This is a genomic window from Pseudoalteromonas sp. S4492, from assembly GCF_005886115.1.
Classification (GTDB): Bacteria; Pseudomonadota; Gammaproteobacteria; order Enterobacterales; family Alteromonadaceae; genus Pseudoalteromonas; species Pseudoalteromonas gelatinilytica.
Window position 1 is genome coordinate 1 of the sequence record NZ_PNCP01000209.1, and the last position, 300, is coordinate 300.

At 39.7% G+C, this 300-nt stretch carries 1 protein-coding gene; it reads right to left on the reverse strand.

Annotation, left to right across the window (positions count from 1 at the left end):
- On the reverse strand, positions 1-300 hold a 300-nt coding region (locus CWC28_RS21405; protein WP_283206565.1), incomplete at both ends, for a helix-hairpin-helix domain-containing protein.

Below are 300 nucleotides of genomic sequence, written 5' to 3' on the forward strand. Positions count from 1 at the left end.
ACTGCAAGATTCTCGGAGCCAAGTAGAGATTTTATAAGTGGCAATAAATGCCCATGTTTTGACACTGTATGACCATCTAACATTCTTGTGTGTAGTGCTTGCTCTATTGCACCTGAGAGTCGAATGTAGTCATCTTCATTAAAGCCAAACTTTTCTATTGCTAGCTTGTCAGCATCAGAGAATTTAAGACCAAAGCTAATTAATCGATACGGGTCTTGCTGAATGGCTTCTATTGCATTTGCTTTATGGAATTTGATGATGGTACGGGCAATGCCTGACGGTATGTCATGCTTATCAAAC